28 protein-coding genes are annotated in these 26480 nt (G+C 71.9%); 18 read left to right on the top strand and 10 right to left on the bottom strand.

Features of this window, described 5'->3' with window-relative positions:
- Window positions 1–31: 31 nt before the first annotated feature.
- Window positions 32–430, top strand: a complete 399-nt coding sequence (locus tag ACQEVU_RS48130) for a cold-shock protein (RefSeq protein ID WP_433336732.1) — start codon at window positions 32–34, stop codon at window positions 428–430.
- 65 nt (window positions 431–495) lie between these two features.
- Here the strand turns inward: ACQEVU_RS48130 and ACQEVU_RS48125 are convergent, their stop codons facing one another.
- Together ACQEVU_RS48125 and ACQEVU_RS48120 are read right to left on the bottom strand one after the other, a co-directional pair.
- A complete protein-coding gene (locus ACQEVU_RS48125) occupies window positions 496–1314 on the bottom strand; it encodes a 1,4-dihydroxy-6-naphthoate synthase (protein ID WP_433336730.1) in 819 nt (272 codons plus the stop codon).
- Window positions 1315–1540: 226 nt separating this feature from the next.
- Complete coding sequence (locus ACQEVU_RS48120) at window positions 1541–2233, bottom strand: futalosine hydrolase (RefSeq protein WP_433336728.1); 693 nt, start codon at window positions 2231–2233, stop codon at window positions 1541–1543.
- A gap of 83 nt (window positions 2234–2316) precedes the next feature.
- Between ACQEVU_RS48120 and ACQEVU_RS48115 the strand changes: the two genes are divergently transcribed.
- Window positions 2317–2862, top strand: coding sequence for an SET domain-containing protein (locus ACQEVU_RS48115; protein ID WP_433336726.1), 546 nt, complete (start codon window positions 2317–2319; stop codon window positions 2860–2862).
- Window positions 2863–3290: 428 nt separating this feature from the next.
- Here ACQEVU_RS48115 and ACQEVU_RS48110 read toward each other — a convergent pair whose 3' ends face one another.
- Window positions 3291–5225: an MFS transporter gene (locus ACQEVU_RS48110; protein WP_433336724.1), complete on the bottom strand. Its 1935-nt coding sequence runs from the start codon at window positions 5223–5225 to the stop codon at window positions 3291–3293.
- 72 nt (window positions 5226–5297) lie between these two features.
- On the opposite strand from ACQEVU_RS48110, the gene ACQEVU_RS48105 reads away from it, so the two are divergent.
- Window positions 5298–6149 carry a DUF3027 domain-containing protein gene (locus tag ACQEVU_RS48105; protein WP_433336722.1) on the top strand — a complete coding sequence of 284 codons (852 nt, stop codon included), beginning with the start codon at window positions 5298–5300 and terminating at the stop codon, window positions 6147–6149.
- Window positions 6136–6837 (top strand): helix-turn-helix domain-containing protein, encoded by a 702-nt coding sequence (locus tag ACQEVU_RS48100; RefSeq protein WP_433336720.1) that lies wholly within the window; start codon window positions 6136–6138, stop codon window positions 6835–6837. Before ACQEVU_RS48105 ends, ACQEVU_RS48100 begins: the two co-directional genes overlap by 14 nt.
- A gap of 110 nt (window positions 6838–6947) precedes the next feature.
- Here ACQEVU_RS48100 and ACQEVU_RS48095 read toward each other — a convergent pair whose 3' ends face one another.
- Together ACQEVU_RS48095 and ACQEVU_RS48090 are read right to left on the bottom strand one after the other, a co-directional pair.
- Window positions 6948–7340: a VOC family protein gene (locus ACQEVU_RS48095; RefSeq protein WP_433336718.1), complete on the bottom strand. Its 393-nt coding sequence runs from the start codon at window positions 7338–7340 to the stop codon at window positions 6948–6950.
- Window positions 7341–7599: 259 nt separating this feature from the next.
- Entirely contained in the window at window positions 7600–7839 is a 240-nt protein-coding gene (locus tag ACQEVU_RS48090; protein ID WP_433339702.1) for a DUF2530 domain-containing protein, read from the bottom strand.
- A gap of 131 nt (window positions 7840–7970) precedes the next feature.
- On the opposite strand from ACQEVU_RS48090, the gene ACQEVU_RS48085 reads away from it, so the two are divergent.
- Genes ACQEVU_RS48085 through ACQEVU_RS48075 form a run of 3 tightly spaced genes read left to right on the top strand, consistent with a single transcriptional unit; the run spans window position 7971 to window position 10796 of the window.
- A complete protein-coding gene (locus ACQEVU_RS48085; RefSeq protein WP_433339701.1) occupies window positions 7971–8411 on the top strand; it encodes a MarR family winged helix-turn-helix transcriptional regulator in 441 nt (146 codons plus the stop codon).
- Window positions 8408–9712: an MFS transporter gene (locus ACQEVU_RS48080; RefSeq protein ID WP_433336716.1), complete on the top strand. Its 1305-nt coding sequence runs from the start codon at window positions 8408–8410 to the stop codon at window positions 9710–9712. Before ACQEVU_RS48085 ends, ACQEVU_RS48080 begins: the two co-directional genes overlap by 4 nt.
- Window positions 9713–9746: 34 nt before the next feature.
- The gene (locus ACQEVU_RS48075; protein WP_433336714.1) at window positions 9747–10796 is read left to right on the top strand and encodes a maleylpyruvate isomerase N-terminal domain-containing protein; all 1050 of its coding nucleotides are present in this window, start codon (window positions 9747–9749) and stop codon (window positions 10794–10796) included.
- 144 nt (window positions 10797–10940) lie between these two features.
- Here the strand turns inward: ACQEVU_RS48075 and ACQEVU_RS48070 are convergent, their stop codons facing one another.
- Window positions 10941–11276: a hypothetical protein gene (locus tag ACQEVU_RS48070; RefSeq protein ID WP_433336712.1), complete on the bottom strand. Its 336-nt coding sequence runs from the start codon at window positions 11274–11276 to the stop codon at window positions 10941–10943.
- A gap of 1030 nt (window positions 11277–12306) precedes the next feature.
- On the opposite strand from ACQEVU_RS48070, the gene ACQEVU_RS48065 reads away from it, so the two are divergent.
- Both ACQEVU_RS48065 and thpR read left to right on the top strand, forming a co-directional pair.
- Window positions 12307–12816: a hypothetical protein gene (locus tag ACQEVU_RS48065; protein ID WP_433336710.1), complete on the top strand. Its 510-nt coding sequence runs from the start codon at window positions 12307–12309 to the stop codon at window positions 12814–12816.
- A gap of 8 nt (window positions 12817–12824) precedes the next feature.
- Window positions 12825–13376: an RNA 2',3'-cyclic phosphodiesterase gene (gene thpR, locus ACQEVU_RS48060; protein WP_433336708.1), complete on the top strand. Its 552-nt coding sequence runs from the start codon at window positions 12825–12827 to the stop codon at window positions 13374–13376.
- On the opposite strand, the gene ACQEVU_RS48055 is transcribed toward thpR, so the two are convergent.
- From ACQEVU_RS48055 to ACQEVU_RS48040, 4 genes are all read right to left on the bottom strand, one after another.
- Entirely contained in the window at window positions 13377–14363 is a 987-nt protein-coding gene (locus ACQEVU_RS48055; protein ID WP_433336706.1) for an aldo/keto reductase, read from the bottom strand.
- 13 nt (window positions 14364–14376) lie between these two features.
- Window positions 14377–15468, bottom strand: coding sequence for a septation protein SepH (gene sepH, locus ACQEVU_RS48050; RefSeq protein WP_433336704.1), 1092 nt, complete (start codon window positions 15466–15468; stop codon window positions 14377–14379).
- Window positions 15469–15596: 128 nt separating this feature from the next.
- Window positions 15597–16715: a phosphoserine transaminase gene (gene serC / locus ACQEVU_RS48045; protein ID WP_433336702.1), complete on the bottom strand. Its 1119-nt coding sequence runs from the start codon at window positions 16713–16715 to the stop codon at window positions 15597–15599.
- Between the two features lie 90 nt (window positions 16716–16805).
- A complete protein-coding gene (locus tag ACQEVU_RS48040; RefSeq protein ID WP_433336700.1) occupies window positions 16806–17912 on the bottom strand; it encodes a citrate synthase 2 in 1107 nt (368 codons plus the stop codon).
- Window positions 17913–18092: 180 nt separating this feature from the next.
- Between ACQEVU_RS48040 and pdxH the strand changes: the two genes are divergently transcribed.
- The 9 genes from pdxH (at window position 18093) to ACQEVU_RS47995 (ending at window position 26464) form a co-directional block, all read left to right on the top strand.
- Window positions 18093–18698 carry a pyridoxamine 5'-phosphate oxidase gene (pdxH, locus tag ACQEVU_RS48035; protein ID WP_433336698.1) on the top strand — a complete coding sequence of 202 codons (606 nt, stop codon included), beginning with the start codon at window positions 18093–18095 and terminating at the stop codon, window positions 18696–18698.
- Window positions 18695–19942 carry an MFS transporter gene (locus ACQEVU_RS48030; protein WP_433336696.1) on the top strand — a complete coding sequence of 416 codons (1248 nt, stop codon included), beginning with the start codon at window positions 18695–18697 and terminating at the stop codon, window positions 19940–19942. The genes pdxH and ACQEVU_RS48030 overlap by 4 nt, the downstream gene beginning before the upstream one ends.
- A gap of 16 nt (window positions 19943–19958) precedes the next feature.
- A complete protein-coding gene (locus ACQEVU_RS48025; protein WP_433336694.1) occupies window positions 19959–20894 on the top strand; it encodes an aldose 1-epimerase family protein in 936 nt (311 codons plus the stop codon).
- Window positions 20895–20903: 9 nt separating this feature from the next.
- Window positions 20904–21521, top strand: a complete 618-nt coding sequence (locus tag ACQEVU_RS48020) for a nitroreductase family protein (protein ID WP_433336692.1) — start codon at window positions 20904–20906, stop codon at window positions 21519–21521.
- Between the two features lie 55 nt (window positions 21522–21576).
- Entirely contained in the window at window positions 21577–21867 is a 291-nt protein-coding gene (locus tag ACQEVU_RS48015) for a type II toxin-antitoxin system VapB family antitoxin (RefSeq protein ID WP_433336690.1), read from the top strand.
- Window positions 21868–21884: 17 nt separating this feature from the next.
- Entirely contained in the window at window positions 21885–23057 is a 1173-nt protein-coding gene (locus ACQEVU_RS48010) for an acyl-CoA dehydrogenase family protein (protein WP_433336688.1), read from the top strand.
- 73 nt (window positions 23058–23130) lie between these two features.
- Complete coding sequence (locus tag ACQEVU_RS48005) at window positions 23131–23934, top strand: DUF4230 domain-containing protein (protein ID WP_433336686.1); 804 nt, start codon at window positions 23131–23133, stop codon at window positions 23932–23934.
- A gap of 160 nt (window positions 23935–24094) precedes the next feature.
- A complete protein-coding gene (locus tag ACQEVU_RS48000) occupies window positions 24095–25417 on the top strand; it encodes an ABC transporter ATP-binding protein (protein WP_433336684.1) in 1323 nt (440 codons plus the stop codon).
- Between the two features lie 27 nt (window positions 25418–25444).
- Window positions 25445–26464, top strand: a complete 1020-nt coding sequence (locus ACQEVU_RS47995) for a hypothetical protein (RefSeq protein WP_433336682.1) — start codon at window positions 25445–25447, stop codon at window positions 26462–26464.
- Window positions 26465–26480: the final 16 nt, after the last annotated feature.

The raw sequence follows: 26480 nt of genomic DNA, 5'->3' as shown, positions 1-26480 counted from the left end.
GGACGGGTCCGACACTGGGGAGCAGGGCAGCGTGCCGACGGGTCGAGTGAAGTGGTACGACCAGGAGAAGGGTTTCGGGTTCCTCACCAGCGACGACGGCGGAGACGTCTTCGTACACAAGGCGGCGCTGCCGTCCGGAGCGGGTGAGCTGAAGACCGGCCAGCGGGTCGAGTTCGGGGTGGTGGAGAGCCGCAAGGGCAGCCAGGCGCTGCAGGTGAAGCTGCTCGAGGCGCCGCCGTCGGTGACCGAGGCCCGCGCGGTGGCGAGCCGGCGCCCGCCGGAGGAACTGCACGGCCTGATCGAGGACATGATCAAGGTGCTGGAGGCGAAGATCCAGCCCGACCTGCAGCGCGGCCGCTTCCCGGATCGCAAGACTTCTCGCACGGTCGCCGAGGCCGTCCACCTGGTGGCGCGCGAGCTCGAGGTTTAGTTTTCGGGGTGGTTCAGGGGGCTGTCCGGCTCTTGCGCGGACGGGCCCCCTGTGCCATTGCCGCCTTACGCGCCGACGAGCGGGGTGGCCGGCACCAGGCCCTCGGCCGCCGCCCGGTTGAGCAGCGCGTCGACGGCGGCGTGCCCGTCGGGCCCGAGCGAGGCCGTGAACTCGTTGACGTACAGGCCGATGTGCTGATCGACGACCGACTGCTCCATCTCCTGCGCGTGCTTGAGCACGAACTCCCGACTGGCCTGCGGGTTCTCCCACGCCAGCCGCACCGACTCCTTGATCCACGCCGTGGCCTGCTCCGGGTCCACCCGGTCGCGGTGCGCGATGATCGCCCCGAGCGGGATCGGCAGCCCGGTGTCGTTCTCCCACCACTCCCCGAGATCCACCATCGCGTGCAGCCCGTACCGCTGGTAGGTGAACCGCGCCTCGTGGATCACCAGCCCCGCGTCGAACGTCCCCGCGGCCACGGCCGGCATGATCTCGGCGAACGGCACGATCGTCACGCTGGCCGGCGGCTCCGCGGCCGACCAGAGCCGCATCAGCAGATAGGCGGTCGTGCGATCCCCCGGCACCGCGACGCTCTTCCCCGCCAGCGACCGGGTCTGCGCATCCTTGACGAGCACGAGCGGCCCGCACCCCCGCCCGAGCGCACCGCCGCACGGCAGCAGCGTGTACTTGTCGAGCAGCCACGGCAACGCCGCGTAGCTGACCTTGACGAGGTCGAACTCCCCGTTCAGCGCCGCGGTGTTCGTGACGTCGACATCGGCGAACGTCACATCAAACTGCGGCGCCCCGGCCACCAGCCCGTGCGTGAGCGCATGGAAGACGAACGTATCGTTGGGACACGGCGAAAAGGCCAGCGAAAGCGTCACAAACCCCAACCTAGACCTCCGAGCCGACCCCGCACCCCGAGTAACGAAACCCCTGGTGTGACCCTCGCGACTCCGCGGCCTCTTCGCATTCCCCGTGCTCAGCGCTCGCCTTTGCTCGTGCTCAGCGGTCGTGCTCAGCGCTCGCCTTGCCCGTGCTCAGCGCTCGCCTTGCCCGTGCTCAGCGCTCGCCTTGCCCGTGCTCAGCGTTCGCCCGCCTTGCTCGCGCTCAGCGCTCGCCGAGCGCGGCGAATGCCTCACGCAGCGTGGCCAGCGCCTGCGGAATCCTCCACGCCGCCCGGTCCCGCGGCCCGACGGCATTCGAGATCGTCCGGATCTCCCCGAACGGCACCCCGGCACACACCCGAGCGGCGGACGCCACCCCGAACCCTTCCATGGCTTCGGCCACGGCATCGGGATGCCGCTTCTCGACGGCCTCCTTGGACCGCGCGGTGCCGGTGACGGTCGACACGGTCAGCACCGGCCCCCCGACGGCCTCGGGCAGCACCACCCGCAGCTGGCGCAGCAGGTTGGCGTCGGCGTCGTACCGGCTCGTCCCGAACCCCAGCTCGTCCACGCTCTGAAACCCGTCGGGCCCTTCGGCGCCCAGGTCGGCCGCGATGGACTCGGTCGCCACGACGAGCCCCCCGATCTCCACCCGCCCCGCAAACCCACCGGCGATCCCCGCGGACAACACCACGTCGAAGGGCGCCCCCAGCTGTGCCCCCAGCCCGAGCATCTGCGCGGTCACGGCCGCCGCGGCCGCCGGCCCGACCCCGCAGGCAACCACCACAACGCCGCTGCCGTCTCCGAGCGCGTCGCCGCGCTGCTCGCCGATCCCCAGCCCGGCAAGCACCTCACCGCGCTCAGCCTCAACCGCGGTGACGATCAACGCGCGCTCGTACCCAAGAAGCCCACTCATCCCCGGCCCACCTTCCCTCTACCGCCCATAGTCCCGCGTACACCCCAATCCGCGGTCCGCCAAACGTCGGGCAGAGTAGGAGAATGCCGGACACCCCGCCTTCTGACTGCTGGCTGCACCCCGACGTCGAGGTCCGCAGGTCCGCAATCGCCGGCGACGGGCTGTTCGCCCGCGCCCCGATCCCGGCCGGCACGCCGATATCCCGCCTGGGCGGCCGCCTGGTCACCTGGCCGGCCCTGCTGGCGATCCTGGACACCGCCGCCCGCGACCCCGCCCACCCGTACGTCGACACCATCACCGTGACCGAAACGCTGCACCTCGTGCTGCCACCGGCCACCCCGAACGGCAAGGGCAACCACAGCTGCGACCCCAACCTGTGGTGGACGGACGCCTACACCTTGACGTCCCGCCGCCCGGTCGCCGCGGACGAGGAACTGACCAACGACTACGCAACAAGCACCGCGAGCCCGGACTTCACGATGCCCTGCCACTGCGCGTCGCCGTCGTGCCGCACCGTGATCACCGGCGACGACTGGCAACGGCCCGAGCTCCGCGCCCGCTACGGCCGGCACTGGGTACCCGCCCTGCTCACCCTGATCGACACCCACGCCCCACATCCCCCTCGGTGAGCCACGGCGCCCATCTGTTCCATCGGGTCCGCACCGGTCGCCGCTCGACACTCCGCGCCCGGGCGGCGGTCAACGGGCCGCCGCGCTACCGGCCCGGACGGCGCTGTGCGGCGCCGGGAGCCGGTGGACAGCGTGCGCCGCGAGGTGGTCCCCGGTCCGCCACGTCGGCAGGGGCCCGGGCTCCCGGCCAGCAACACAGGGGTCGGGCGGCGCTGTGCGGGCTCCGGAGGGCGGCGGCGGGCACAGCGCGCGCCGGGAGCCGCTCGACGTTCCGCGCTACCGCCGGGTCCACGCCGGTCCGCGTTGGGCGCCAGCGGACAGCGTGCGCCCCGAGGTGGTCCTCAGTTCGCCATGTCCGGCTGCGGGCCCAGGCTCGGGCGCGGAGGTCGTGCGCCGCCAGGCCGGCTGCGGCCAGCGCTCAGTGCCGCCTACCGGCCGTCGTCCTCCAACCGTGCAGTGGGGTCGATCCCCGACGGTCGATACAGCGTGTATCCAGGCGGCGCCAACGGCGATGCCCCGTCCTCCACGTCCACGGCCGGCATCTTTCGAGTCTCGCCGGGTCCGCCCGGCGCCGCACTCCCGGCACCGGCCGGCGCCTCCCCAGCGCCGGACTCGCTCCGGCGCCGTCGCCACCCGAACCGGCGCCGTCCGCCGTCGTCGGCCGCTCCGGCTGGCTGCGGCACCGTCGGCCCCTCGGCCGGCCGCGGCACGGTGGTCGCATCGCCGGCCGGCATCCGCGCAGTGCGCGCCGCCGATCCGCCACCTGCCGATCCGCCCCGCCCGGCACCGGCCGCCGCTCCGCCGGCCGCCGCCGCAGAACCAGACGTCGCCCCAGCCCCCGACCGAGCCGACCCGGCCCCGGTCGCAGCCCCCGCGCCCGGCCCAGCTGCCGACCTGGCGGCACCTGAAGCGGACCCGGGCCCAGGCGCAGGGCCGGGCCCGGCGCCGGGGGTAGAGCCGGCGCCGGAGGCCGGCGTCGAGACCGTGGTGGCGTCCAGGTCGGCGGCGTCCGGCGGCGCACCGCGCAGCCGCTCGCGTCGCAGGACCACGGCCGAGTACACCGCCCGGACCGCACCCAGCGTCACGAACGCCGCGGCGATCAGCAGCCCCCACGAGCCGCCGAACGGGATGAGGCCCACGGCGCCGCCCAGCACCCACGCGACCATGAGCAGCGTCTCGGAGTGGGCGAAGGCGCTGGCCCGGACGTTTTCGTCGATGCGCTCCTGGATCGAGGCGTCCACGGCGAGCTTGGCCAGGCCGCTCGCGATCGCGGTGACCAGGCAGAGCAGCGCCACTGTGCCCAGCGAGTCGCGGTCGGCGGCGAGAATCGCCACGAGTGCGGTGAGCACCAGGCCGATCGCCTGCAGCAGCGCCGGGCGATGGATGCGCAGCCGGGTGCCGATCGCGGTGGCCAGGAACGAGCCGACGCCGAGGGCGCCCGCCGCCACCACGACCGCGACCTGCTCGGACAGCTGCCAGGCGGCGAGCCGGACCGGGAGCGTGCCCTCGCGGATGGCGAAAGCGAGGTACAACGTCAGGAACCCGAACAGCGCCCGGAGCGTCGCGCTGCCGAACAGCGCGCTCACCACGACGCGGCCGCTGAGGACCTTCACCCCGCGCCGGCCGAGCGGCTGCAGGATGCGCGGCATGGTCTCGGGCGGGTCGGAGTCAGCGCGCGGGGGCAGGCGCAGCGAGGTCACCATGCCCCAGAGGAAGATCAGGATCGACACCCGCAGCGGCCACTGCGCCCCGAAGTGCCCGGCCAGTAGGCCGATGGGCAGCGCGATGGCGCCCGCGAACGTGCCGAACACCGACGCCCGCGCCCCCGCCTCCGACAGGCCGAGGCCGGCCGGCAGCAGGCGGGGCACGGCGGCGCTGCGGGCCACGCCGTAGGCCCGGGACAGCACGAGCATGCCGAACGCCGCCGGATAGAGCGCCCAGCCGGTGAGGTGCTCGGAGAGCAGGAAGGCGAGGAACGCGCGCCCGAGCATGGTGACGGCCAGCGCATATCGCCGGCCGTGGCGGAACCGGTCGAGCACGGGCCCGACCACCGGCGCGAGCAGTGCGAACGGCAGCATCGTGACGATGAGGTAGAGCGCGACGCGGCCGCGCGCCTCCCCGGCGGAGACCGAGAAGAAGATCGTCCCGGCGAGGCCCAGGGCGACCAGGGTGTCGCCCGCGCACGACGCCGCATGCAGGTCGAGCAGGCGCAGCATGCCCGCCTCGCCGCCCGCCCCGCGCTCGCGAACGCGCAGCAGGTTGCGCCCGAGGAACCGGCCCGCCCTGGTCGTGCCGACGGTGGCGACCCGTGCCGCGCGCACGGTGGTGACCACGGTCTGCGCCACTCCTCGAATCACCGACATGCCACCATCCTGAACCATGGGTACGACAGTTTCGGGGGCGCGCCGGGGCCGCCCTGCCCGACGGGCTCGGCGATGAGGAACAATGGAGGCGTGACTGCCTCGACTGCACCCGCGCGCGGAAGCGGCCGCGCGTCCAAGCCCGACCAGGTCCTCGCGGACGCCGTCGAGGTTGCGCGGCAGGGCCTGGACGTCGTTGATCCCGACCACGTCGGCGGGCATCTCGGCGTGGTTGCCGAGGGTGAGCGCCTCGTCACACATTTCTTCGAGTGCGGCCTGCCCGGCTACCGCGGATGGCGCTGGGCGGTCACCGTCACCCGCATCCCGCGCAGCAAGCAGGTCACGATCTGTGAGTCGACGCTGCTGCCCGGCCCCGAGGCGCTGCGCGCGCCCGAGTGGGTGCCCTGGCAGGAGCGCCTCCAGCCCGGTGACCTGGGCGTGGGTGACCTGCTGCCGACCCCGCCCGACGACCCGCGCCTCGCGCCCGGCTACGTGCAGTCCGACGACCCCGCGATCGAAGAGGTCAACTGGGAGCTCGGCCTCGGCCGCACCCGCGTCCTGTCGCGTGAGGGGCGCCTCGACGCGGCCCAGCGCTGGTACGACGGCGACCGCGGCCCCAACGCCCCCATCTCCGTCGCCGCGCCGTCCAGCGCCCGCTGCGGATCGTGCGGCTTCTACCTGCAGCTCGCCGGTTCGCTGCGCCAGGCGTTCGGCGTGTGCGGCAACGAGTACGCGCCCGATGACGCCCAGGTCGTCTCCGTCGACCACGGCTGCGGCGCGCACTCCGAGGTGCTGGTCGAGCAGGTCCAGACGGTCGAGGAGCTGCCGACGGTGTTCGACGACAGCGAGGTCGAGGCGGTCGCCGTGAGCCGCGCGCCGGGCTCGGTCGACGCCGACGAGCCGGCCGAACCCTATGGGCACGGCTGAGTCCGACTACACTGAGCGACCGTCTCGCATACGCGGGGCGGTCGTCTGGCGACTGGACACCCGCGCCCCCGGCCCCGGGCGTATCCTTCCCGATGGCTGCATGGACGTCATCCATCGCGACGGCGAGCTGTTCGTCGCCGGGCCGGACACGACCGCTCATCCTTGGTTGGGCACGCGCGGGGAGCGCCTCAGCGCGGTCAGGTTCGGCCCCGGCTCCGGACCCGCCTTCCTGAGGGTGCCGGCCAGCGAGCTGCGGAATCTTCGGGTACCGCTGCAGGATCTTTGGCCTTTGTCACGAGTCCGTCGCCTGACGGCGGCGCTCGATGCTGCCCGCGACCGCGGGTTCGTCCTCGAGTCGGCCCTGCTGGCCGTGGACCGCGCCGACGACCCGCTCGTGCCGCACCTGCTCGCCCGGGTGCGGGCCGGGGAACCGGTGGCGGCGATCGCGTCCGAGGTCGGCCTCAGCGAGCGGCAGCTGCATCGTCGCGGGCTCGCGCTCTACGGCTACGGCCTGAAGACCCTGAGCCGCATCCTGCGCCTCAACGACGCGCTCGAGCTGGCCCGCCGTGGGATGGCGTATGCGTCGGTGGCCGCGACCGCCGGATATGCCGACCAGGCCCACCTCGCCCGCGACGTGAAGGACCTGACCGGCGTACCGATGTCCGAATTGCTAAAAGCCAAAGACTGAGCGCATTTACTCGGGTCCGCGCAAGTTGCGACCGTTGTTCCCACCAGACACCGGTCGGCGCCGGGGCGCCTCCCTGCCACCTCCGCGGTGCCAAGAGCAGTACGGCCCGCCTACGATAGCGGCGAGTAGAGATCGACGCCGTTGCCGTCGGGATCGTGCATGACGGCGTACCGCTGGCCCCAGAAGGCGTCCCAGGGCGCCTTGTGGCTCTCGTAACCGGCCTCGACGAGCGCGGCGTGCATCCGGTCCACCTCGGCGGGCGACGGGCACTCGAAGGCGAGCGCGATCCGCGGGCCGCCGGACGCCGGCGTCCACGAGGGATCAAACGAGTGGATCGTCTCGATCGTGTCCCAGGTGAGCTTCACGCCGCCCGGCAGGACGTACTCCACGTGCGGGCTCTTGTCCTCCGCCTCGGGCACGTCGAGCCCGAGAAGGCGGTAGAAGGCGAGCGAGCGGCCCATGTCCGCGACGATCAATCCGAAGACGTTGAGTCGAAGTGCCATACGCCCAAGCTAGGCCGCCCGGCGCGCGCCCGTCTTGAACGAATCGGACGCCGCGCTACGGCGCGGCCGGCGCGTCCGTGCTGGGCGATCCGACGTCGGCCCGGGGCCTGGCGCGACGCTGCGCTATGACGGGGCTGGCGTGTCCGTGCTGGGCGATCCGACGTCGGCCCGGGGCCTGGCGCGACGCTGCGCTATGACGGGGCTGGCGCGTCCGTGCTGGGCGATCCGACGTCGGCCCGGGGCCTGGCGCGACGCTGCGCTATGACGGGGCTGGCGTGTCCGTGCTGGGCGATCCGACGTCGGCCCGGGCCCGGCGCCGCCGCCGGTTCCGGTCGTGCACGACCATCGTGAGCAGGCCCGGAATGCCCCACAGCGCTCCCGCGACCGCGATCGTGAACCAGTTGCCGTGCCCGTTTCGGGAGAGTTCGTCGCGGAACGGCAGCATGATCAGCGCCGCGATGATCCACAGCGCGATGCCGACGATGGCGAACGGCACCATCGGCGGGTCGAGCGGCTTGGGCGGGGTGCTCACGGAGATCACGGTACCCGCCCGGAGCCGTCCCCCGCAGGTGCCGGGTGACCGAGGGCACAGGTCGTTAGCCATGCTTATTAGGTAAGCTAACAAACGTGATGGTTCGCGCTCCCCGACTCGCCGCCGCCCAGCTCGCGGCGGCCCTGCGGGACAGCATCACCCGGTTGAACCGGCGCCTGCGCCAGGCCCGGCCGATGGGCGATCTCACGATCACCCAGCTGTCCGCACTCACGAGCCTGGAGCTCGGCGGCGCGCTCACGCCACGCGAGCTCGCCGAGATCGAGCGGGTGCAGCCGCCGACCCTCACCAAGATCATCGCGAAGCTGGAGGAACGCGGTCTCGTCCAGCGCACGCCGCATCCGACCGACGGCCGCCAGGTCATCCTCGCCGCGAGCGAGTCCGGCCGCGCCGTCGTCGCCGAGCACCGCCGCACCCGCGACGAGTGGCTCGCCAAACAACTCATGGCCCTCACGCCCGAAGAGCGCGAGGTGCTGGCCAGGGCCGCCGAGATATTGGGGAGGATCGGACGCAGCGCATGATCGGGACGACGTTCGGCTCATTGCAGGTCCGCAATTATCGACTGTTCACCATCGGCCAACTCGTCAAGCTCCTCGGTACCTGGATGCTGTTCACCGCGCAGGACTGGCTGGTCCTGCAGGTGTCCGGCAACTCCGCCTCCGCACTGGGTGTCGTCACCGCGCTGCAGTTCACGCCGGTCCTGCTGCTGACGCTGTACGGCGGCCAGCTCGCTGACCGCTTCGACAAGCGCCACCTGCTCCTGCTGGCCAATGCGGGCTCCGCGGTGGTCGCCACGCTCCTCGGCGTCCTGGTCGTCTCCGGCGTCGCGACGCTCGGGTGGGTCTACGTCACCGCCGCCCTTTTCGGCGTGATCAGCGCGATCGAGACCCCGGTCCGCCAGTCGTTCGTCTCCGAACTGGTCGGTAAGGAGCTGCTGCCCAACGCGCTCTCGCTGTCGTCGGCCACGTTCAACAGCGCGCGCATCATCGGCCCCGCGATCGCCGGCCTCTTCATCGCCGCCATGCACGACCGCACCGGCCCGATCTTCCTGGCCACGGCGCTGCTGTGCACGGCCCCGCTGATCTGCATCGCCCGGATGCACCCCGCCGATCTGTACCGCGCCGAGCGCTCGGCCGTGGCCGCGAGCGAGGCACGGACGGTGGACGGCCTGCGGTACGTCTGGCACCGCCCCGATCTGAGCCTGGCCATCCTGCTGGTGCTGGTCGTGGGCCTGTTCGGGTTCAACTTCCAGCTCACCCTGGCCGTGCTGGCGCGGGTCGAGTTCCACGTCGACGCGAAGTACTTCGGCCTGCTCACCACGGCCATCGCCCTCGGCGCCCTGGCCGGCGCGCTGGCCAGCTCGCGCCGCCGCAGCCGCCCGTCGGTGTACACGGTGCTGACGGCCGCCATCCTGTTCGCCGGCTTCGAAACGCTCGTCGGCTTCGCCCCGTCGTTCATGACGGCGGTGGCCCTGCTCGTCCCGACCGGCTTCTTCATGATCTACTTCGCACAGGCCGCCAACCAGCGCGTCCAGCTCGGCGTCGACGCCGCCTTCCGCGGCCGCGTGATGGCCCTGTACGTCCTGGTCTTCCTCGGCAGCACTCCCATCGGCTCCCTGGTCATCGGCTGGTGCGCCGAGCGTTTCGGCCCGCGCTCGGGCCTGTGGACGGGCGGCCTTATCTCGCTGATCGCCGCGGTCGCAATGGGCGTCGTCCAACTGCGCCGGGTGGGCGGCCGCATCCACGTGGGCCTGCGCCCCCGCCTGCACGTGCGGGTGCACGAGACGGCCGGCGTTCCTGCGGTACGCCCCGCGGTGCGCTGAAAAAATGTCGTACCCCTGTGGTTGAGTCAGGGGCATGGAGCGATCGCGTCTGCTGCAGTGCCTGGCCGCCGACTACATGCGCCTGCGTGAGGTGGCCACCACCGGCCTCAACGCCCAGGTCCCCAGCTGCCCCGGCTGGACAGTGTCCGACCTCGTCCGCCACGTCGGCCAGGTCTACCTGCACAAGGCCCTGGTCATGCAGGCCGGAGCCTGGCCCGAGCCGTGGCCCCCGGCGACCACGGCGACGGAGGACCCGATAGCTCTGCTCGACCGCGCCTATGGCGCCCTGACCCACGAGTTCTCCCGCCGCGGCGACACCGACCACGCCCTGACCTGGCACGAGCCCGACCAGACGGTGAAGTTCTGGATCCGCCGCATGGCCCAGGAGTCCGTCATCCACCGCCTCGACGCCGAGCTGGCCCACGACACCGAGCCCGCTCCCATTCCCGACGACCTGGCGCTGGACGGCATCGACGAGGTCCTGCAGGTGATGGCCGGTTACGGCTCCCACGCCTGGCACGAGGACCTCACCGACCAGCTCGCCGGCGCGAAGGGCCGCACGGTCCGCGTCCAGTCCGCCGCCCCGTCGTCCACCGCCGGTTCGCCCGCCACCGCTGCGGCGTCGGCCGGTTCGTCCGCCGCCGGCGCGTCGCCCGCGTTCGCCGGTTCGTCCGCCGCCAGCTCGCCCGCCGCGGGTGCGACGTCGGCTGGTTCGTCCGCTGCCGGCGCGTCGCCCGCGTCCGCCGGTTCGTCCGCCGCGGCGTCGGCGTCGGCCGCAGGATCGCCGTCGGCCCAGGGTGGCTCGCCGGTCGCCGAGTCCGTCCCCGCCTGGCTGGTCCGCATCGACCCCGAGGGCGCCACGATCACGCCCGTCACCTCGGCAACCGCCGCCACAACCGGCCCCGCGGCCACCATGGACCTCATTCCCGATGCGGTGGTAACCGGCCCTCCGGCCCACCTCTTGCGGTGGCTGTGGTCACGCGAATCGACCCCAACGACCGATGCGCATTCGCCGGTCCAGGTGGATGGTGACGAGGAGGCCATCAACGAGCTTCAGGCTCTGCTGAGGGCCTTGACCCAGTAGCGAACGAGCGCGGCCCGACGTCGCCCGTTCGGGCGCAGGCCACGGCGGTGGCCCTGCCGCCCCGGCGCGACGTCCGGGTCAACGCGTCGCAAGCCCGACCAACCGGCACGGACCGCACGACCGCCACGGTGGCACCGCGCTCGATCACCGAGCACCGCACGGATCGCACCGACCGCCACGACGGCTCTGCGCCGGACCGTCGGGCACCCGCACGGACCGCACGACCGCGACGACGGCACCGCGCTGGATCTCGACCACCGCACGGCTCGCACGGACCGCACGACCCGTCACGACGGCACGGCGCTGGATCTCGACCACCGCACGGCTCGCACGACCCGTCACGACGGCACCGCGCTGGATCTCGACCACCGCACGGCTCGCACGGACCGCACGACCCGTCACGACGGCACGGCGCTGGATCTCGACCACCGCACGGCTCGCACGACCCGTCACGACGGCACCGCGCTGGATCTCGACCACCGCACGGCTCGCACGGACCGCACGACCGCCACGACGGCGCCGCGCTGGATCTCGACCACCGCACGGCTCGCACGGACCGCACGACCGTCACGACGGCACCGTGGCGAACCACCGAGCACCGCATGGACGGCACCGACGGCACGACCGCTACGGCGGCACCGTGCCGGGCACGGAGCACCGAACGGGCCGCATGGTCGCGAACGACCGGGCGACCAACCGCAAGAACGCAGGACTCAACTGGAGGGACCGCAGGACCGACCTGGACGCGCTGGCGGGCGCGACCGGCAGAAGTCCCGCGGCCCGCGCCGGCGCGAGGACGCGACCGGACCGTAGGTCACGCTGGCGGGCGTGACCACGGGTTCGGGCTCCCGCGCCGGCGGTGCGGCCGAGCAGGCGGTGGCGAGGGGGCGCCGCCTGCTCCGGCCCCTTAGCCGACCCGCACGCCCGACCCAGCCCGCGCCAGGTCAAGCCCGCGGGTCCGACCGGAGCCCGCGTGTGCCACCGAGCGTGCGCCCGCGCCAGATCAAGCCCGCGGGTCCGACCGGGGCCTGCGGGTGCCGCCGAGCATGCGTCCCATCGAGTCTGCGCGCCTGCCCGAGCCCGCGTCAGGTCAAGTCCGCACGTCCGACCGCGGCCCACGTCCTCTGCCGAGCGGGCGGCCCATCGAGCCCGCGCGCCTGTCCGAGCCCGCGCGCCTCTCCGAGCCTGCGCTTGGCCCCGGCCTGCCGCCAGGCCAACGTGCTGCTGTAAGCCGAGTGCTCGTGGGCTGAACCTGACGGTCAACCTGCCGCTAGGCGAATGCGTCGCCCGGTCGACGTGCGGCCGAGCGCGACGGGCCTCCCGACGCCGGGGCGCGTGGCTGGGTTGACTCGGGCGAATACCGAATGCGCTGCCCGGGGCGACACACCAGCTGCGGGGCCGGCCCGCGCTCCGAATGATCTTGCGTGGTAGGCGTGGGGCGGGTGAGGTTGGCGCGGCGAAGAGGGCGAAATTGGTGGCGATCGCTGTCGTGTGAGCTTAGTCTCAGATCGTGGGCGTGTTGCACGGCCTGCTGGTGGCCGGGGTCATTGGGCTTATCGCCGTGGCGCCGTGTCTGCTCTGTGCGCTGCTCATGTCGGCCGACGAAATGATGTACCGCGCGGGGGAAGCGGTTCGTGGGTGGCTGCGGGGCGAGGTCGAGGTCGGTGGGTGGTGGTCGCGGACCCGGCTGGGGCGCAAGTGGCAGCTCAGCAAGGCCGCGCAGCAGGTGACCACGATGAGGAACGCCCGGGCCGCGACGCCGCCGATCGAGCAGGTGGCGGGGGATCTGCGGCGGCTCAACCGGCTGCGGGAGAGTGTGGCCACGCGGTCGCGGGTATGGTTCGTCGCCGTGCAGGAAGCGTACGACGAAGGGCTGTGCACGGCGTGCGCGCAGCTCGACGTCGAGGAGCACCTCGGGGAGTTGGGCGGGGTCGACCTCGAGCTCGAGCGGCTGCGGGTCGAAGGGGAGCTGGAGAGGGCGGGGCTTGTGTTGCGCAATGCGGAGGCCCAGCAGCGTTGAGGGTGTTCATGGCGGCGTACCCGCCGGCGGAGGTGCGGGAGCACTTCAAGAGCATGGTCGACTCGCTGGCGGTCGCGCGGCCGCGGGAGCGGTCGGTTCGGCTGCACTCCGGCGAGCGGTGGCATCTCACCGTGGCGTTCATCGGGGACGTCGAGGAGCCCGACGCGGCCGTCGAGGCGCTTGGCGAGCTGCGAGGGACGCATGGCCCCACCGTGCGGATCGCCGGGGGGAAGACGCTCGGGCGGGGGCGGTTCCGGCACCTCGTCGCCCAGCTTGAGAGCGACGATCTCGAGCCGCTGGGAACCGCCGTGCGGCAGGCGCTCAAGCGGCACCGGCTGCCGTACGACCGGCGGCCCTGGCAGCCGCACGTGACGATCGCGCGGCCGGGGGACCTGCTCAGCCGGGAGGAGCTGGACGGGGATCTGGCGACGCTCGCCGCGTATCGGGGGCCGCTGTGGCGGGTCGACGAGGTGCGGCTGATGCGCAGTCACCTCGGGCCGAAACCCGAGTATGACCAGCTGGCGGCCGTGACGCTGGACGGCACGGCCGCCGGCCGGTGACTACCAGGCCCAGGCCTCCGGGCCGGGGCCGCCCTTGCCGACGGGCGGGAACAGCTCGTCGAGCCTGTCCAGCGTCGCCTGGTCGAGGGTCAGCGAGAGCGTGCCGAGCGTGCTGTCCAGCTGCTCCTGCGTGCGCGGGCCGATGATCGGGGCGGTCACCGCCTCCTGGGCCAGCAGCCAGGCCAGGGCCAGGTTGGACGGGGTCGCACCCAGCTCCGCGGCCAGCTTCTCGAAGGCCTCGAGCGCGGCGCGGTTCTTCTCCAGGTCGTCGGCGGCGCGGCCCTCGGCGGTGCGGGCCGCCGAGCCCTCGGCCAGCTTCGCCAGGGCGCCGCTGAGCAGGCCGCCGTGCAGCGGGGACCACGGGATGACGCCGAGGCCGTAGTGGCGAGCGGCGGGCAGGACCTCCAGCTCCACGGTGCGCGCCATGAGGTTGTAGATGCACTGCTCGGCGACCAGGCCGAGGAAGTGCCGGGCCTTCGCCGACTCCTGCGCCGCGGCGATGTGCCAGCCGGCGAAGTTGGACGACCCGACGTACAACACCTTCCCCTGCGCGACGAGCAACTCCATCGCCTGCCAGATCTCCTCCCACGGGGTCGTGCGGGAGATGTGGTGCATCTGGTACAGGTCGATGTAATCGGTCTGCAGGCGCTTCAGGGAGGCGTTGGCCTCGGCGATGATGTGGCGCGCGGAGAGGCCCTGGCCGTTGGGCCACTCCTGCATCTTGCCGTAGACCTTGGTGGCCAGCACCACCTTGTCGCGGCGGCCGCCGCCCTGGGCGAACCAGTTGCCGATGATCGTCTCGGTGACGCCCTCGCCGAGCTTCCAGCCGTAGACGTTGGCGGTGTCGAAGAAGTTGATGCCGTGCTCCAGCGCGCGGTCCATGATCGCGAAGCTGTCCGGCTCGGTGGTCTTCGGGCCGAAGTTCATGGTGCCCAGGCAGAGCCGGCTGACCTGCAGGCCGGTGCGGCCAAGGTTGGTGTACTCCATGTACACCAACCTATTACGACGTCTCCCGGGCCGCCGGTGCGCCGCCGAAGAGCACGTCGTCCCAGCTCGGCAGGCGCTTGCGCGGCTTCTCCGTCGTCGCCGACGGCTGCTCGACCGCGGCGGCCGCCGAGGCGGTGTTGCGCCGCGGGCGCAGCACGGCCAGCGACGGCACGGCCGGGACCTCCTTGGCCTGGTCGCTGCCGTCGTCGTCGAACGGCGAGCGGCCGATGAGCGCGGCCGCGCCCCGGGCCCGGTTTTCGTGCTTGACCGGCGGCGGCGTGACGACCGGCTCGTCGGAGCCCCCCGGTGCGGCGCCGAGCGGGCGGTCCAGCGAGGCCAGCAGCGCGTCGCGGCCGGCCCGGATCGGGTCGTTGCCCAGCCCGCGGCCGCCGGGGCGGCGCTCCGGCGTGGCCGGGCGGATCGGCTCGTGGCCGCCGCTGCGCACGGCGTCGGGGCGCAGGCCGAGGTCGCCGCGGCTGGTCTCGCCGCGCGAGGGCAGCGAGCGCTCCGGCGACGGCGGCTCCTGGCCGAGGATGCCGGGGCCGCGCTCGGTGCACAGATACTGCGCCATGTCGTCGTGCGGCGCGACCAGCTGGCGGGCCTTGTCCAGCTCCCAGACGGCCTGCGCGGTCGCCTTGCCGCTGGGCCAGGTCGCGGTGATCCGCCAGGTGCCGTCCTCGCGCCGGTAGGCGTCCCACGAGATCTTCTCGGTGTCGATGCCGTGCTGGCCGAGCCGGGTGTCGACGACCTCGGCCAGGGACGAGCCCTTCTCCGAGGTCTTCAGCCGGGTGCGCCGGGCGTGCTGGGCGAGCATCGCGCGCTCCTGCAGCACCGGGCCCGCGTAGCGCAGGACCCGGTCGACAGGCACGCCGGCGACCCGCGCGACCTCCTCGGCCGACTCGCCGGAGCGGATGCGGGCCTGGATGTCACGCGGGGCGAGCTGCGAGGAGCCGGTCTCGACGGTGCTGGTCGGATGGCTGTGATCGGGGCGCAGCGCACTGTGCACACGTTCGTCGATGGGCAGCGCCAACAGCCGCCCGACCTCGTCGGCCAGCACGAACGCCTGGCCGTCCTCCGAGAGGGCGACGAATCGCACAGGACGCATCGCGTGCCTCCGTCCCACCCGCTGCAGGCGCCAACGGCCGGCGCCTTCTGGTCACAGTACGGCAACCGTAGCTGGAACGATGCGCGCCGCGCCGACAGAAACGCGGATCCGACCAGATCAGGGCCGCATCAAAGCCGTTCGATCACGTAGTCGACGCAAACGGTCAGGGCCTCGACGTCCGCGGGGTCCACGCCCGGGAACATCGCGATGCGCAGCTGGTTGCGGCCGAGCTTGCGATACGGCTCCGTGTCCACGATCCCGTTCGCGCGCAGCGCCTTCGAGATCGCGGTCGCGTCGATCGAGGCGTCGAAGTCGATCGTCCCGACGACGTTGGAGCGCACCGCCGCGTCGGCGACGAACGGGGTGGCGACCGCCGAGCGCTCGGCCCAGCCGTACAGGATGGCGGCCGACTCCTCGCTGCGCTTGGCCGCGAACGACAGGCCGCCGCCGGCGAGCATCCAGTCCACCTGCTCGGCGGCGAGGAAGATCGTGGCCAGGGCCGGGGTGTTGTACGTCTGCTCGAGCCGCGAGTTGTCGATGGCGGTCTGCAGGTCGAGGAAGTCGGGGATGTAGCGGCCGGACTCCTTGATCTCGGCGGCCCGCGCGATCGCGGCCGGCGACATGAGCGCGATCCAGAGGCCGCCGTCGGAGCCGAAGCCCTTCTGCGGCGCGAAGTAGTACACGTCGGTCTGGCTCACGTCGACATCGAGGCCGCCGGCGCCCGACGTCGCGTCCGTCAGATGCAAGGCGCCTTCATCGGTACCGCTGAGCCGCTGGACCGGCACCGCAACGCCCGTCGAGGTCTCGTTGTGGGGCGAGCAGTACGCGTCGATGCCCTCCTCGGCGCGCAGGAACGCGCCGGTGCCCGGTTCGGCCTTGATCACGGTCGGCTCGCCGAGGAACGGGGCCTTCTTGGCGGCCGAGGCGAACTTGGCGCCGAACTCGCCGAAGCTGGCGAACTGGGCCCGGTCGCGGATGAGGCCGAAGACCGCGACCTCCCAGAAGGCGGTGCTGCCGCCGTTGCCGAGGACGACCTCGTAGCCCTCGGGCAGGCTGAACAGGTCGGCGAGGCCGCGCCGCAGCCGGGCGACCTGGTCGCGGACCGGCTTCTGCCGGTGGCTGGTCCCCATCCAGCTCTGGGCCACCGCCGCGAGCGCCTGCACCCCCTCGGGTCGCACCTTGCTCGGACCGGCGCCGAAGCGTCCGTCGGCGGGCTTGATCTCGTCGGGAATGCGGATTTCAGCCATGTAGGTACTCCGGGGTGCGGCGGGCGGACGACGGGTACCTCGCGGATCCTGCCACCTTCCGCGCCGCACCCCCGGAAAAATTAACGAGGGTCACACTCCGTGCGGAATGCGATCCCACCCCTCGACATCCTGCGGCTTGCGCGGGGCCGGGCCGACGTACTTCGCCGACGGCCGGACCAGGCGGCCCAGCTCCTTCTGCTCCAGGATGTGCGCGCTCCAGCCGGCGACCCGGGCGCACGTGAACATCGAGGTGAACATGTGCGCGGGCACCTCGGCGAAGTCGAGCACCACGGCCGACCAGAACTCGACGTTGGTGGCGAGCACCCGGTCGGGCCGGCGGGCGTGCAGCTCCTCGAGCGCCGCCTTCTCCAGCGCCTCGGCGACCTCGAAGCGCGGCGCGCCGAGCTCCTTCGCCGTGCGCCGCAGCACGCGGGCACGGGGGTCCTCGGCGCGGTACACCCGGTGGCCGAAGCCCATCAGGCGCTCGCCGCGGTCGAGGACGTTCTTGACGTACCCCTCGGCGTCCCCACTGCGCTCGACGGCCTCGATCATGCCGAGCACGCGCGAGGGCGCACCGCCGTGCAGCGGGCCGGACAGGGCGCCGATGCCGGAGGAGATGCAGGCGGCCGCGTCGGCGCCGGTGGAGGCGACCACGCGGGCGGTGAAGGTGGAGGCGTTCATGCCGTGCTCGGCGGCGGAGATGAAGTAGGCGTCGACCGCCTTGACGTGGCGCGGGTCCGGGTCGCCCCGCCAGCGGCGCATGAACCGCTCGACGATGGTCTCCGCCTTGTCGATCTCCTTCTGCGGTACCGCCGGAAGACCGAGGCCCCGGGCGGCCTGTGCGACGAAGGAGAGCGCGGTGACGCTGACCCGCGCGAGGTCCTCGCGGGCCTGCGGGGTCTCGATGTCGAGCAGCTGGCCAAGGCCCCAGTAGGGCGCGAGCATGGCCACGGCCGACTGCACGTCCACGCGGATGTCGCCGGAGTGCACGGGTACGGGGAACGGCTCCGCCGGCGGCAGGCCCGGGCCGAACTTCCCGTCGACCAGGAGTGCCCAAACGTTGCCGAAGGACACCTGGCCGATGAGATCCTCGATGTCGACGCCGCGATAACGCAGTGCGCCGCCTTCCTTGTCGGGCTCCGCAATTTCGGATTCGAAGGCGATCACGCCCTCGAGTCCCGGCTTGAAATCGGACATCACGCACTCCTGCTGAAATCGGGGTGTCAACTCCCTGACCATCTTCGCCCCGGGGTGTGGCGGCTGCCGACTGAACGGAGGCTCAGATGTGTCCTGCATGACACATCTTCACGCATAGGCGATCGGCGGAGGAAGGATGTGGGCGTGAGACCCAGCACATCACCGCAAGATTTATCGCGGATGCGGACCGAGTACTCAGGGGAACTGACCGAGGAAAGCATCGCCGACAACTGGCTTGTGCAATTCGCCACTTGGTTCGCGGACGCGGTGGAAGCGGGGGTCGAAGAGCCCAACGCCATGCTGCTCGCCACCGCATCCGCCGACGGCCGTCCGTCGGCCCGCACGGTGCTCCTCAAGGGGTACGACCAGCGGGGCTTCACGTTCTTCACCAACTACGACTCGCGGAAGGGCCACGACCTCGCGGGCAACCCGCGCGCGACGCTCGTCTTCCCGTGGTACCCACTCCATCGCCAGGTGATCGTGAGCGGCGCGGTGCAGAAGGTGCCGCGGGAGGAGACCGAGGAGTATTTCGCGGTCCGGCCCCGCGGCGCCCAGCTCGGCGCGTGGGCGAGCCCCCAGTCGACCGTGATCGGCGCGCGGGCCGACCTCGAGGGCTGGCTGGCGGCGGCCGAGCGCCGCTTCGGCGACGGCCCGGTCGAGGCGCCGCCGCACTGGGGCGGCTTCCGGGTCGCGCCCGACGAGGTCGAGTTCTGGCAGGGCCGGGCCAGCCGGCTGCACGACCGGCTGCGCTTCAGCGGCGGCAAGCTCGAACGACTCGCGCCGTGACCGCCGTTCAGGAGAAACAAAGCACCTGGCTGCGCCGGCACGCGATCGACATCCGGCCGCTTCGCCACTCGGCGTACCGCCGCATCTTCATCGGCAACGCGGTCTCGTTCTTCGGCGTCCAGTTCACCGCGGTCGCCGTGCCGGTGCAGGTGTACGCCATCACGAAGTCCGCCCTGTGGGTCGGCATCTCGAGCTTCGTCGGCCTCGTGCCGCTCATCGTGTTCTCGATCTGGGGCGGCGCGATCGCCGACGCGTACGACCGGCGCAAGGTGCTGCTGACCAGCTCCACCCTGATGTGGGTAACGACGCTCGGGCTGCTGGTCCAGGCCGTGCTGCACGTCGACAACGTGTGGCTGATGCTCCTGCTCATCGCGGCCCAGTCGGCCGCGTTCGGCATCAACAGCCCGGTGCGGCAGGCGATCATCCCGGCCCTCGTCGGCTCGGAGGAGGTCGCCGCGGCCAACACGCTGGGCTTCACGGTGTCCAATGTGGCGGCGATCGGCGGCCCGGTCGGCGCCGGCATCGTCATCGCCGCCTTCGACTTCTCCGCCGCCTACGCGGTCGACGCCGTGCTGTTCACCGTCGTGCTGTGGGCGGCGCTGCGCCTGCCCGCGCTGCCGCCCAGCGGGACCAGGGCGACGGCCGGCCTGCGCGACATCCGCGACGGGCTGCGCTTCCTGGCCGGGCACCGGCTGATCCTGCTCACGTTCGCCATCGACATCGGCGCCATGGTGCTGGCGATGCCGAAGGCCCTGTTCCCGGTCGTCGCCGACCAGCACTTCGGCGAATCGTCGCTGGCGTGGTTGTACTCCTCCATCGCGATCGGCGCCGTGCTCGCCGGGCTGACGTCGGGCTGGATCGGGCGCGTGCACCGCCGGGGCGTGGCGCTCGTGCTCGCCGTGGTGGGCTGGGGCCTCGCGGTCGCCGCGGCCGGCGCGGTGCCGTGGCTGTGGGCGTGTGTAGCTTTCATGGCGCTGGCCGGCGCGGCCGACATGATCAGCGGGGTGTACCGCCAGACGGTGCTCCTCAGCGCCCCGGACGAGATGCGGGGGCGGTTGCAGGGCGTCTTCTTCGCCGTGGTGGCCGGAGGTCCACGTCTGGGTGACCTTCGGGCCGGCTCAGTGGCCGACGCCACAAGCGCCACCTTCTCGTGGGTCAGCGGCGGAATCGCCGCCGCCGTCGTCGCGGTGCTCCTCGGGCTGACGTTTCCCGTCCTCCTCCGCTACACCGACACGACACAGTAACGATATTGTCGCGCCCATGGACACCGCCGCCTCCGCGCAGCTCTCGCACGCCCCTTCGGGTACACAGTGGACGATCCGCTCGGGCGGCCAGGAGGCCGTCATCGTCGAGGTGGGCGGCGGCATTCGCGCCTTCACCGCCGACGGGCGGGACGTCGTCTCCGGATTCGCCGAGCACGAGGGCGCGGTCGGCTCCGCCGGGCAGATCCTGGCGCCGTGGCCCAACCGCATCCGCGACGGGCAGTACGCCTTCGGCGGGGAGCACCTGCAGCTGCCGCTGACCGAGCCGCAGCGGCACAACGCCATCCACGGCCTCGTCAACTGGGCCCGCTGGCACGTCGTCGACGCCGCGCCCGACCGCGTGACCGTGGCGCACGACCTGGTGCCGCAGCCGGGGTACTTCTGGCCGCTGCACTTCGAGACGACCTGGTCGGTGAGCGAGGACGGCCTGCGCGCCGAGCACGTGGTCACCAACACGGGCGATGCGGTGGCGCCGTTCGGCCTCGCCACCCACCCGTACGTGCTCGTGCCGGGCGTGGCGGTCGACGACCTCACCCTGCGCGTGCCGGCCCGCAGCCGGCTGCTGGTCGACGCCCGCCTGCTGCCGATTGGCGCGGCCCGGGTCGCCGGCTCCGAGTACGACTTCGTCGAGGGGCGCCGCCTCGGCGCGACCGTGCTCGACACGGCCTTCGGCGACGTGGACACCGACGCCGACGGCGGTTCCCGGGTCGAGATCACCGCGCCCGACGGCCGGGGGGTCACGGTCTGGGCCGACGCCGCCTTCACGTGGTGGCAGGTGTACTCCTCCGATACCCTCCCCGCTGACCGGCTGCGCAAGGCGCTCGCGATCGAGCCGATGACCTGTCCGCCCGACGCCTTCCGTTCGGGTCGCGACGTGGTGAGCCTGGAGCCGGGTTCGAGCTGGCGCGGCACCTGGGGGATCCGCGCGATCTAGGCTGCATCTGTGGAGCTTTCCGAGGTGATCCGCCGGCGGCGGATGGTGCGCAACTACGACCCCGACCGTCCGGTGCCGGCGGAGACCGTGGAGCGGCTGCTCGGCTACGCCGTGCACGCCCCGTCGGCCGGCTTCTCCCAGGGCTGGGAGTTCCTGCTGCTCGACACCCGCGCCGACGTCGAGCGCTTCTGGGCCGCCACCACCCCCGAGGACAACCCGCCCACGGGGTGGCTCGACGGCATGACCCGGGCGCCGGTCGTCGTGGTGGCGCTGAGCCACCGCGACGCGTACCTCGACCGCTACGCCCAGCCGGACAAGGGCTGGACCGACCGCGACGAGGCCCGCTGGCCGGTGCCCTACTGGCACATCGACACCGGGATGGCCAGCCTGCTGGTGCTGCTCGGCGCGGTCGACGAGGGCCTCGGCGCCTGCTTCTTCGGCATCACGCCGGACCGGATTACGCAGTTCCGGGCCGAGTTCGGGGTGCCCGAGGCCTACATGCCGGTCGGCGCCATCACCATCGGCTACCGGGCGGAGGACAAGCGATCGCCGTCGCTCAAGCGGGGTCGCCGGGAGTCGCCGAGCGTGACGCACCGCGGCAATTGGGGTAACCGAGCCGATTCGTGACGGGCTTTCTGTCGTACCCACTCGGTACCCTGGCTCCGTCAGGGGGGTGACGTTCATGATCTTCAAGGCGGTCCGCGACGGCCGGCCGTATCCGGAGCATGGGCTGACGCTGAAACAGTGGTCCGAGATTCCGCCGCGGCAGGTCCGGCTCGACCAGCTCATCACCACCAAGCGGGAGCTGGCCCTGGACAAGCTGCTCGCGGAGGACTCGACGTTCTACGGCGACCTGTTCCCGCACGTGGTGGAGTGGGAGGGCGGCCTCTATCTGGAGGACGGGCTCCACCGCGCGCTGCGCCGGGCGCTGCTGCAGCACACCACGATCCACGCGCGGGTCTTCCAGGCCTGAGCGCTTACCCTTGGGTAGTGACGACGCCGACACGCCCCCTGGACCTGCTCGACATCGACGGACTGCACTCCGAGGAGGAGCTGGCGATCCGTGGGGTGGTGCGTCGCGTCGTCGACGACCACGTCCGGCCCTATGTCGCGGAGTGGTACGAGCGCGGCCAGGTGCCGGTCCGTGAGCTGGCTCTCGAGCTGGCCAAGGTGGGCCTGCTCGGCATGCACCTGGAGGGCTACGGCTGCGCCGGGGCCAGCGCGGTCGCCTACGGCGTGGCCTGCCTGGAGCTCGAGGCCGGCGACTCCGGGGTGCGCAGCCTCGTGTCGGTGCAGGGGTCGCTGGCGATGTTCGCCATCTGGAAGTACGGCTCGGACGAGCAGAAGGACGAGTGGCTGCCGCGCATGGCGGCCGGCGAGGCGATCGGCTGCTTCGGGCTGACCGAGCCCGACCACGGCTCCGACCCGGCGTCGATGACCACGCGGGCCCGCCGCGACGGCGACGACTGGGTGCTCAGCGGCGGCAAGATGTGGATCACCAACGCGCCGGTGGCCGACGTCGCGGTCGTGTGGGCGCGGACCGACGAGGGCGTTTCCGGGTTTGCCGTACCGATGGACACCCCCGGCGTCTCGACCCGCGAGGTGCACCACAAGCTCTCGCTGCGGGCCTCCTGCACCGGGCAGATCTTCCTCGACGACGTGCGCCTGCCGGCCTCGGCGCAACTGCCGCTCGCCTGGGGCCTCAAGGCGCCGCTGTCGTGCCTCACCGAGGCGCGGTACGGCATCGTGTGGGGCGCGCTCGGCGCGGCCCGTGACAGCCTGCACGCCGCCCTCGACTACGCCGGCGCGCGCGAGCAGTTCGGCCGCCCGATCGCCGGCTTCCAGCTGACGCAGGCCAAGCTGGCCGACGCCGCGGTCGAGCTGCAGAAGGGCTACCTGCTGGCGCTGCACCTCGGCCGGCTCGCCGACGCCGGGAAGCGCCGGCCGGAGCAGGTCAGCGTCGGCAAGCTCAACAACGTGCGGGAGGCGCTCGCGATCGCCCGGCAGTGCCGCACGATCCTGGGCGCCAACGGGATCAGCGCGGAGTATCCGGTCATGCGCCACGCGGCCAACCTGGAGACGGTGCTCACCTACGAGGGGACCTCGGAGATTCATCAGCTGGTCGTCGGGCAGGCGCTGACGGGGCTCGCCGCCTTCGGGTGAGATCGATTCGCGGCGCTTTACCTCGGCCCTTACCGTTGATGTCAGGAAGATCCTTCCATCAACGGAGTCGAGCATGGGCGACAAGGACGAATCGAAGACCTCCGAGTACCCGGAGGTCACGTCCGGTTCCGGTTCCGGCACGTGGAACCCGGAGATCGGCGACCCCGTCGACCCGCCGCGGCCGATCGAGGGCCAGGTCGTCGACAAGCGCGAGCCGATCGTCATCAAGCAGGGCGGCGGCGCGATGCGCGGGCTGTTCTGGCTCGTCGCCACGATCGGCCTGATCGTCGCGCTCGTCCTGGGCGCCAAGACCATCGGGCTGTTCCCGGGGCTGAAGAACCCGTTCGCCCAGCAGCAGACCGACCGCAGCGGCCCGGCGCTGCTCAAGTCCGTACAGGACCTCAACCAGTTCGTCGCCGCCGAGGGCAACTTCCAGGTCATCGTCGACGTGCAGAAGGACCGTAAGTACATCCCGGACTTTCTGCTCAACGAGCGCATTCTGTTCGTGGCCGCCGGTTCCGTCGAGGTGTACGTCGACTTCTCGGCCATCGGCCAGGGTGCGGTCAAGGAGTCGGAGGACCGCCGGTCGGCCGAGATCAACCTGCCGGCGCCGCAGCTGCGGCCGGTGCGGATCGACAACGACCACAGCTACGTCTACGAGGAGGAGCGCGGCGTCTTCAACCGCATCGGCGACGCGTTCAGTTCGGACCCGAACCGTCTCCAGGAGGTCTACAAGCTCGCCGAACAGAAGATCGGCGCCGCCGCCAAGGACGCTGGCCTGCAGAAACGCGCCGAGGACAACACGCGCAAGATGCTGATCCAGTTCCTGAACGCCCTGGGGTACACATCGGTGACCGTGAACTTCCCGGCGGGCTGATCGCCGCCGTGAACTGCAAAGTTCCTTGTCAGTAGTTGTGTGGTAACACGCCGAACACTGGTCATTTACCCGATGGACCAACTTGCGTGCCCCTCATCACAGTATTTGACTCGGGGTAACTGGCCGATCCGCGAATTGATGACCTGGGGCGGAGGTGACGGTGGCTACCGTCGCGCTCAAAGATGTGATGAAGGTGTTCGCCGACGGCACGGTTGCCGTCGACCGTGTGAACCTGGACGTTGGCCAGGGCGAGTTCATGGTGCTGCTCGGCCCCAGCGGCTGCGGCAAGTCCACGCTGCTGCGCATGGTGGCCGGCCTGGAGGACCCCACCTCCGGCGCGATCATCATGGACGGCGAGCTGGCCAACGACCTTCCGCCGCGGGAGCGGGGGGTCGCCATGGTCTTCCAGGACTTCGCGCTGTACCCGCACATGACCGTCGGCGAGAACATCGGCTTCCCCCTGCGCCTGTCCGGCATCGAGCCGGAGCCGCGGGCCGAGCAGGTCGCCGAGGTGGCCAGCGCCCTGGGTATCGGTGACGTCCTCGCGCGCAAGCCCGGGCAGCTCTCCGGTGGTCAGCGCCAGCGCGTCGCGATGGGGCGGGCCATCGTGCGCCGCCCGAAGCTCTTCCTCATGGACGAGCCGCTGTCCAACCTGGACAGCGGCCTGCGCGCCGAGCTGCGGGCCGAGATCTCCGGCCTCGTCCGCGAGCTGGGCGTCACCACGATCTACGTCACGCACGACCAGGCCGAGGCGCTCACCATGGCCGACCGGGTGGCGATTCTGCGCAAGGGCGTGCTGCAGGACGTCGGTACCCCGACGCAGGTGTACGGCCGGCCGGCGACGCTCTACGTGGCCGCCTTCCTCGGCAGCCCGCGGATGAACCTGCTCGAGGCCGAGGTGTACGTGCACCTCGACCGGCACATCGCGCTGCACATGGGCGACCAGGTGCTGCACCTGCCCTGGAACGACCTCCGCTCGCGGCAGGTCGCACACTTCCACGGCGAGCGCATCGTCATCGGGGTCCGGGCGGAGGCGTTGACCCCGGTGCCGGACTCGACCACGGGAGACGTCCTTCGGGGCCGCATCCGGTACCTCGAGCACCACGGCCACGAGTCGCTGGCGTTCCTCGACATCGGGGCGACCGCCGTGATCGTCGACGAGATCGGCAAGCCGCCGACCGACGTCCCGATCAACGGCGGCGGCCTGCGCCGGTTCGTCTCGAAGATCACCGGCCGCGGCGGCGAGGACGAGCTCGTCGGGGCCGGCGTCAACGGCCGCGGCGGCACCCAGCGCCGCCCGGCCAACCGCGAGAGCGTGCTGAGCGACCCGGGCCGCCACCACCGCCGCCCGGCGGAGCTGGCCGTGCGGCTCGCCCCGTACCCGAACGTCACGCACGGTCACCCCTTGACCGTCGCTGTGCGCATGGAAGCTCTGCACTTTTTCGATGAAAGGGGACAGCGCATCGATGTGGGGTGGCGCTGAGTGACATACGTCGCTTAGCCTTCGCCGATGGCGGCCAACGGAGAGTCCGGCACGGGTCTGCTCATCATCGAGCGGATCCTGCGTGATCGCGAAGGTATCTGGCGGCAGATCGGCGAAGAGCGCGATCTGGGCAAGCTGACCAAGCACATGCTGTACAGCTCCGTGGTGGCTCTGGCCTGCTACGGAGCTGTACTCGGCGCGTCGCACAGCGTCGCTCAGGCGGCGCTGTCGGCCGTCAAGCTTCCGCTGCTGTTCCTCATGACGCTGGCGATCTGCCTGCCGACGCTGTACCTGTTCAACCTGGTCTTCGGGGCCCGGCTGCAGGTCCGGCAGGCGCTGTCGCTGGTCATGGTGACCATCACCGTGACCTCGGTGCTGTCGCTGGCGTTCGCCCCCATCAGCCTGTTCTTCCTCATCACGGCGTTCAGCTACGACTTCTACAAGGTCCTCAACGTCGCGATCCTCACGATGACCGCGTTCGTGGGTCTGCGGTTCCTGACCAGCGGCATGCGGGCGCTGAACGCGCACACGGAGGCGATCGCCGCCGCGAAGCGGGCGGAGACTGCGCGGGCGCAGCGCGAGGAGGCGGAGGCCCTGGCCGCGCTGTCGGCCCCTTCCGCCGAGGACGGCGGCGACGACGCCCCGGTTTCGCCGGCGCCCGCCCCTGTGCCCGTGCCCGTGGCCGCGCCCGCCCCGGTGGCCGCGGCTCCCGCGAACGGCCTTGTGGCCACCGTCGCCGCCCCGCCCGGTCAGCCGTTGCTCATGCCCGACGGCCGCACGGTGTACCCGGTCAGCCCGTATCCGCAGCCCATCCCGGTCATGCGCGAGGCGCCGCACCCCGCGCCGCAGCTGGCGCCCGGCGAGCGCCCGGCCAGCATGACGCTGCTGAACGTGTGGATCCTGCTGTTCGGCTTCGTCGGCACCCAGCTGGCCTGGACGCTGCGCCCGTTCGTCGGCTCCCCGGGCGAGCCGTTCGAGATCTTCCGCAAGATCGAGGGCAACTTCTACGTCGAGATCGTGAAGGCGATCGGTCGCCTGTTCACCTGAACCCTACTGGCCGGTA

The organism is Dactylosporangium sp. CA-139066 (genome assembly GCF_050936175.1).
GTDB lineage: Bacteria > Actinomycetota > Actinomycetes > Mycobacteriales > Micromonosporaceae > Dactylosporangium.
The sequence above is the reverse complement of the archived record's forward strand: the minus strand, read 5'-3'. Positions and strand labels throughout refer to the sequence as shown.

Coding starts and splice junctions, on each gene's coding strand:
- ACQEVU_RS48015 (WP_433336690.1), top strand. CDS start 21,577: ATGATCTTCAAGGCGGTCCGCGACGGCCGGCCGTATCCGGAGCATGGG.
- ACQEVU_RS48110 (WP_433336724.1), bottom strand. CDS start 5,225: ATGTCGGTGATTCGAGGAGTGGCGCAGACCGTGGTCACCACCGTGCGC.
- ACQEVU_RS48115 (WP_433336726.1), top strand. CDS start 2,317: ATGCCGGACACCCCGCCTTCTGACTGCTGGCTGCACCCCGACGTCGAG.
- sepH (WP_433336704.1), bottom strand. CDS start 15,468: ATGCGTCCTGTGCGATTCGTCGCCCTCTCGGAGGACGGCCAGGCGTTC.
- pdxH (WP_433336698.1), top strand. CDS start 18,093: ATGCGGACCGAGTACTCAGGGGAACTGACCGAGGAAAGCATCGCCGAC.
- ACQEVU_RS47995 (WP_433336682.1), top strand. CDS start 25,445: ATGGCGGCCAACGGAGAGTCCGGCACGGGTCTGCTCATCATCGAGCGG.
- ACQEVU_RS48105 (WP_433336722.1), top strand. CDS start 5,298: ATGAGGAACAATGGAGGCGTGACTGCCTCGACTGCACCCGCGCGCGGA.
- ACQEVU_RS48055 (WP_433336706.1), bottom strand. CDS start 14,363: ATGGAGTACACCAACCTTGGCCGCACCGGCCTGCAGGTCAGCCGGCTC.
- ACQEVU_RS48090 (WP_433339702.1), bottom strand. CDS start 7,839: ATGGTGCCGTTCGCCATCGTCGGCATCGCGCTGTGGATCATCGCGGCG.
- thpR (WP_433336708.1), top strand. CDS start 12,825: ATGGCGGCGTACCCGCCGGCGGAGGTGCGGGAGCACTTCAAGAGCATG.
- ACQEVU_RS48095 (WP_433336718.1), bottom strand. CDS start 7,340: ATGGCACTTCGACTCAACGTCTTCGGATTGATCGTCGCGGACATGGGC.
- ACQEVU_RS48075 (WP_433336714.1), top strand. CDS start 9,747: ATGGAGCGATCGCGTCTGCTGCAGTGCCTGGCCGCCGACTACATGCGC.
- ACQEVU_RS48100 (WP_433336720.1), top strand. CDS start 6,136: ATGGGCACGGCTGAGTCCGACTACACTGAGCGACCGTCTCGCATACGC.
- ACQEVU_RS48040 (WP_433336700.1), bottom strand. CDS start 17,912: ATGTCCGATTTCAAGCCGGGACTCGAGGGCGTGATCGCCTTCGAATCC.
- serC (WP_433336702.1), bottom strand. CDS start 16,715: ATGGCTGAAATCCGCATTCCCGACGAGATCAAGCCCGCCGACGGACGC.
- ACQEVU_RS48120 (WP_433336728.1), bottom strand. CDS start 2,233: ATGAGTGGGCTTCTTGGGTACGAGCGCGCGTTGATCGTCACCGCGGTT.
- ACQEVU_RS48025 (WP_433336694.1), top strand. CDS start 19,959: ATGGACACCGCCGCCTCCGCGCAGCTCTCGCACGCCCCTTCGGGTACA.
- ACQEVU_RS48085 (WP_433339701.1), top strand. CDS start 7,971: ATGGTTCGCGCTCCCCGACTCGCCGCCGCCCAGCTCGCGGCGGCCCTG.
- ACQEVU_RS48005 (WP_433336686.1), top strand. CDS start 23,131: ATGGGCGACAAGGACGAATCGAAGACCTCCGAGTACCCGGAGGTCACG.
- ACQEVU_RS48080 (WP_433336716.1), top strand. CDS start 8,408: ATGATCGGGACGACGTTCGGCTCATTGCAGGTCCGCAATTATCGACTG.